A 6,078-nucleotide genomic window follows, 5' to 3' on the forward strand; every position below is an offset into this window, starting at 1 on the left:
GTTCAAATGGCGATTCAGCGTTTAATTGGTTTTGGGAAAAAAGAAGAGTTTAAGGAAATTTTGGCAATTTTAAGAAGGCAGAACCCTGATAGGATAAGGGTTCTGTGAAATTTGTCGTGTACAGAGATCAGCTATATAAGATGAACCAGGTTCACCATAGTAGCCACCGTTTAGTGGAGCGGCAGGGATGTCTAGTTGCATTTCAAGTGCAAAAATTCCTGTTGTAGGTAAGCTAAAATCTCCTAAACCATCATGTAGTGATGGAAAGTAAAAAGAATCCTTAGCTGAATATAGCCTTGTTTTACTAGTAGCTAAATATTGTAAATAATTAAAAGTACCGTATTCAGGATAATTAATTGAAAAATATGGAGGGGCAACAGTTAAGCTAAATTTTTGTCCATTGATTGTAGGAAATAGTCCAATCAGATAGTCTGGATTCTGTTTGTTCCATAAATCATCGTAATCTTGTTGTGTTGCATCAAAGTTATACTGACATGTTTGACTCTGATCTAAACTACGTAAACTTAAGCTAGTTGATGTTGTTGCTGTAGATTGGGATGTAGTATTGCTACTTTGTGAGCTATTTTGATTTTCACCACAGCCAAGCAGGGCTAAGCTAAGCGTCAATATACCAATTTTTTTCATTGATAGTTCCTGTAAGTTAAGTGGTTTAAAATTTTTTAAAAAAGCTAAAAGTTCATACTTTTGAATGGATTTAATTTTTATCAAGTGAAAATTTCAGAATTTATAGTTTGATTTTTTAAAAAAAAGACCTCTTTTAAAAAAAAGAGGTCTCGTGAAAAATCAATCATATTCAATAGTTACAGTTGCCATTGCTCGAACTTTTCCTGCTGTTACGTTGGCATTTGTTTGATAATATCGCGCTGTAAGTGGTACGTTATATTCAATAGTCTGGTTAGATTTAACTGTACCTAATTCTAATTTGTCACCTAAACCAATCACGCGATTCTGATTATTATAATTCCATAGAAGTTGAACACCTACACCGTTTGCTTTTGTTGCATTTGGTTCGAGATTTCTTAGGACTTGAGTGTTTGTACCTTCGGTTTGATAATCAAAACTCAAACTTATAAGGTTTTTCTCTTCATAACCTGTTGGGTTTTCACCACCGTTACAAAGGATATTTAAATCAAAGCTTTGCTCACCTTGCGTGGATCCAACACCAGTAAAACCTGATTTTGTGACAGTTGGTAGTGTAACAGCTTTGTTAATATTACCTCGCCATTCACAAGAAGAAGATGCAATAGTAATTGCATTTCCATAAACTGTGCTGGTTAAGAAAGGGCGATCACTTCGATTTCCAGCATAATAAGTACTATATTGTCCAGGAACTAATGTTCCAGAGCCTGTATTTTCTGCTGTTTTAACAATTTCAACGACAAAATAGCCTTCACCAAGTCTAATATTCGTGCCCGGTACAGGGGCTGTATAAGGATAATATCCTGAGAAGTTTGTCGCATTAAAAGCTTCTCGATAAAGGCGAATTCCGATCCCCGGGATATTAGTAGAATAAATATTATTACCAAGTGGGCTAATTGCATAATTTTGTAATAATCGTGCAACCATCATATCACTACGACTGCAAGTATATGTCGTTCCGTCGTTTGGACGAATCTCGAAAAGTGATTTAACCAAGACTTTTCCAACAGGATCACTTGGACGAACAACAACTCGTCCAACCTGCATCGAGACATCAACCGTTCTGAAGTCTTGACTCGTTGAACAAGCTGCATTTGCCTCACCATACAAACCAAGACCAGCGGTGAGCAAAACACTGTTTAAGAGTAATTTTTTCATTTACAAACCGCCTCAGTCATTATTAAGTTTTGTTGATCTTGTGCAAGCTGAGCTGTTACATCATAAGTAATCTCACATTGCTCAGTGCTATCATCACCCCATTTTACATACAGTTGATCTTGTGCTTTTTGGGTACGTAAATACACCATGCTACCTTGAGCAACAATACCAACAGACTCATTATTTTGATCAAATACTTGAGCTGCAAATGGTAGATTTTCACCAGTCGAAGTTTTAGCAGCAATGTAAATTGCATAACCTTTCTTCGTAGAAAAGTCTACTTTCGTAATAGACCCTGCGAATGGGGCAATTCGTTGGCTAGTTTCTTCAAGTTCGACATTTGTAGACATTTCTTGTGGGTCAAGTGTGATGTCATTTAAACGATATGGTGTTACATAAGGAATAACAGCATAGCCATCCTTATTGACACTTAAACCTGTTGTATTATTGACTTTGGCACCTGCTGCATCAGGAGCATAAACCAATACCATGGTTTGACCTTGTTCAGGGCCGAATAAGATACCATCGCGATGCGCAACAATATTTCCTGTTAAACTTACCATCGCTTGTTGATAAGTATCAGCAATACTATAAGATCCACCAACGGTCGTGAAATTGGTGCGATAGCGACCATTTACGTTGAATGTTGGATTGTTATAGTCTTGATGTGACATGGATGAACCATAGCTAAAGCGATCGCCAACAGTACCACTAACACCAACAGTTCGGTTATTTTGTGATGCATTTGCATTCACATTCATCGAATGTTTCTTAAAGCTCAATGGGAAGGAGAGCGTCATCAAGTATTCAGTGTCACGTGTACGATTATTAGAGCTATAGTCAACTTGTCGTTTGGTTGCAGATAAACCATAAGTTAAACCATGGTAGTTATTACTATAACCAAACTGGTATTGTTTACCGCTTTCATTGCGATTCCAATAATCAACCCATGAACCGACCATGTAGAAGTTACCCCAACCATCAGGAAGACCCTGATTCAAGGTAATTTGAAATTCACTACGTTGTTTACCCACAGCATAGCTGTTGATACCTTTATCTTCCAAATCACGGATTAAAAGTGCATCACGTAATTTGTAATAATTTTCAGTCGAGTATCGATATGCGGCTAAGGTTAAATTGGTACTTGTCGGAGAGATCAGCTTACTATAGCTCAAGCGATAACTTTGACCAGATTGAGACGCTTTTTTCTCAAAGTCAGCTTCAGAATGGGTTACGTCAACTGAAATAGCACCTAGAGGTGTCGCAAAAGCTGTACCTAATAGTGCAGATGCATATCGTTCAGTTGCTTGAAAACCTGTATAACCAGTCAGGTAGTTGTTAATACCGAGTTGGTATTTACCTTGTACAACCCAAGGATCTAAATCGATATCACGATCTCGGAACTCACCAGCAGTGACCGAGTAGCGGCTCATGCCAGGTCTTAGCATTTGAACGACAGAAGCGTAGGGGATTGAAAATGTTTGAATATCACCATTTGATTCAATCACAGAAACTTCAAGTTCACCACCGAAACCCGTTGGGTAGAGATCATTAATTTCAAAGCTACCTGGTGATACAGTCGTTTGGTAAATCAATTGCCCTTGTTGACGTACTTCAACTTTAGCATTTGTTTTTGCATTGCCACGAATACGAGGTGCATAACCCAGCATACTATTTGGCAGCATCCGGTCATCACTAGAAAAATCAATACCACGGTATCCAAATGAATCGAAAACTTCACCATTGGTAAAACTATCACCTAATGTAAGTACACCACGATATTGAGGAAATGCACGTTGCAAATAGGTACTTGTAGATTGATAGTTTGATTTACTTTCATTCTCGTTAGGCTGATCTTTCCACTGCCATTGACCATTGTGACGTAATTGCCAGCCAGCAAGATTCGCTCCAGCTGTTAATGCCATAAATGCATTAGTGGTTTCTTTATTGTCATTGCTTCTATTAAATGTTTTATATGCACTACCGCTATAAGATAAAAAGCCAGCATTTACACCACGATCCCAAACACTTGGATCGACATAGCCTTGAGCATTTTTTTGTATCGCAACCTGAGGAATAGAAATATCTACACGCAACTTAGACGTATCAAAATCATAGTATGCATCTTCAATCCATTCATCTATTTTTAGGCAGCTATTTTGTGAAATAGCAGACTGATGGATCGCTAAAGCATCTTGCTTAACACCGTACTCGAGTAAAGTATTAGAGTTGAAGCAGGTAACGGCATTTTGTTTAGGATCGACAGCTTTAAATTGCATACGGCGTTTGCCGAACCATTTACCATTAATATATACGTCTACATTATATTCACCTGGTAATACAGGGTTACCGTACTTAAAGCGTGAAATATCGATCTTTTGCGCATCACCAATCAAAAATGAAGAGTCGAACTCGGCTTCCATCGCATTATTGTTTTTGAGTTCGTCTGCATACACCATCACTGGCACAGTCATGCTGATTATGCCAGAGGTTAGGTAAAAACAAATATGACGCTTTAATAATCTATATGGTGCGTGCTTTTTTGACATAATAAGAATCGCCTATATTGTATAGGTACTTAAAATTATTGGTTATCTGGATGAAAAATGATTATTGAAACTTAATTGGTTTCTCGACACGTCCGCCATAATCATTCACATTGATAAAGCTCATTTTTTCAGTATTGGAGATTTTTAATTGAACACGATCTTCAGAAAATGGCTTTAACATTAAACCTTTGGGTAATAAATCAACTTTTTTATCACCATTGACTTGATAGATTGAAGTCATCGTAATGTGAAAAGGTGTTGGGTTTTTGATGACCACACTTTGACCTGCTTTTTGCCATTGCAGCTTATCGGCTGCTAAATTAGCATCTTCTTTAATACTCGCAGGGCGGTAGAAGAATTTAATTCTTGAACGAATTGCAAGTTGTAAAAAATTATCTGGTACTGATTCGGCACCTTTACCTGTTGGTCGAGGTGGAATATCCAATACGTTTAACCAAAGTACAGATTCTTGCTGTTGATTTAGCTGTGATGCACTTGGTAAAGCTGTAATCCGGAGAGTTTGGCTTTTTGTTGCTTCAACACGCGAAATCGGAGGCGTGATCATAAAAGGAACTTTTGATTGATCAGGTGTACTTTTTGGATCTCCTTCATCAATCCATGCTTGGACTAATGCAGGTTTAGAGCCATTATTACTGAGCTGTAAAGTGACTTCACGTGCATCGGAAGGATAAATAACGCGCGTGCCGTGAATGACAATCTCTGCATGAGTAGCAGTTGCTAACATTGAACAGAGTGCAAAACCAGACAAGAATTTACTACCGTTAAATGACATGTGAAACATTCTCAGAAAAAGGCGAAAGTGATGAAATACAGAGGAGTTTCTATGTTCGAAAACATAGAAACTCAGTTATCAATAGATTATTGATAAATAATTGTGTATTGAACTGAAGTTGTTACTTCACCAGCAGTTGAAGCGCCAGTTGCATAGTATTCAGCATAGTAGTTAAGATCAGCGCTACCGCCTTCTACAACGTCAACCCACTGAGAGTTAGCTTGAGCACCAGTAGCGCCAGCAGCTAATACAGGGATTACTTGGTTGTTGTCACCAAGTAATTGAACGTCAACGTTTTGAGCACCAGCAGCAGCTTGGTTGATTAAACGACCAGTATTGAAATCAACAGTTGCACCTGGTTCGAAGTAAGTTGCAACTTTACCAGCTGAACAGTCTTCCAAGTTGATTTGGAATGGAGTACGACCTGCTACATCACCAGCTTTTGCTAGAGTTTGTCTAGAAACAGTAGGAAGAGTAACTGTGAAGTCTTTACCTGCTGGAGTAACGATGTTACAAGTTTTGTCAGTTACTAAACCATTGATTGTAATTGTTCCGTCAGCAGCTTGTACATTTGCAATACCAACAACTGAAAGAGCAGCGATCAAAGCAAGTTTTTTCATAATAATTTCTCAAATACATCAGTTAAAAGTTTGAATTATTTATATTACCTTTTCAGTTAAATTTTTGCGCTGAACAAGTAATGTGCGAAATATACCATTAATTAGGGTCTGTTGACACTTACTGTTCATAATTAACCCTATAACGGTAGCCATAAAAATATACAGGCTAAGGCAACAGAACTTTGATAATTTCTTTTGAGCTTGTCATATCGAGTAGCTATTCCTCTAAATTGCTTTAATCTACAAAACATATTTTCAACTAAATGCCTGATTTTATATAAATACCAGTCCATATGGT

The 6,078-nt window shown here is 37.6% G+C and carries 5 protein-coding genes and 1 pseudogene; all 6 read right to left on the minus strand.

From position 1 onward, the window contains the following. Nucleotides 1-69: 69 nt before the first annotated feature. A complete protein-coding gene (locus AC1P5O_RS15965; protein WP_168386660.1) occupies nt 70-645 on the minus strand; it encodes a DUF4882 family protein in 576 nt (191 codons plus the stop codon). A gap of 159 nt (nt 646-804) precedes the next feature. Then, nucleotides 805-1,818 (minus strand): fimbrial protein, encoded by a 1,014-nt coding sequence (locus AC1P5O_RS15970; protein ID WP_155861440.1) that lies wholly within the window; start codon nt 1,816-1,818, stop codon nt 805-807. Beyond that, a complete protein-coding gene (locus AC1P5O_RS15975) occupies nt 1,815-4,292 on the minus strand; it encodes a fimbria/pilus outer membrane usher protein (protein ID WP_499006375.1) in 2,478 nt (825 codons plus the stop codon). Before AC1P5O_RS15975 ends, AC1P5O_RS15970 begins: the two co-directional genes overlap by 4 nt. A gap of 136 nt (nt 4,293-4,428) precedes the next feature. Beyond that, nucleotides 4,429-5,160, minus strand: a complete 732-nt coding sequence (locus AC1P5O_RS15980; protein ID WP_004997033.1) for a fimbrial biogenesis chaperone — start codon at nt 5,158-5,160, stop codon at nt 4,429-4,431. An 86-nt stretch (nt 5,161-5,246) separates the two neighbouring features. Further along, nucleotides 5,247-5,780, minus strand: coding sequence for a fimbrial protein (locus AC1P5O_RS15985; protein WP_032069764.1), 534 nt, complete (start codon nt 5,778-5,780; stop codon nt 5,247-5,249). Between the two features lie 137 nt (nt 5,781-5,917). Further along, a pseudogene (locus AC1P5O_RS15990) lies at nt 5,918-6,078 on the minus strand (IS5/IS1182 family transposase); the annotation flags it as partial.

The sequence above is a fragment of the Prolinoborus fasciculus genome (assembly GCF_056724605.1).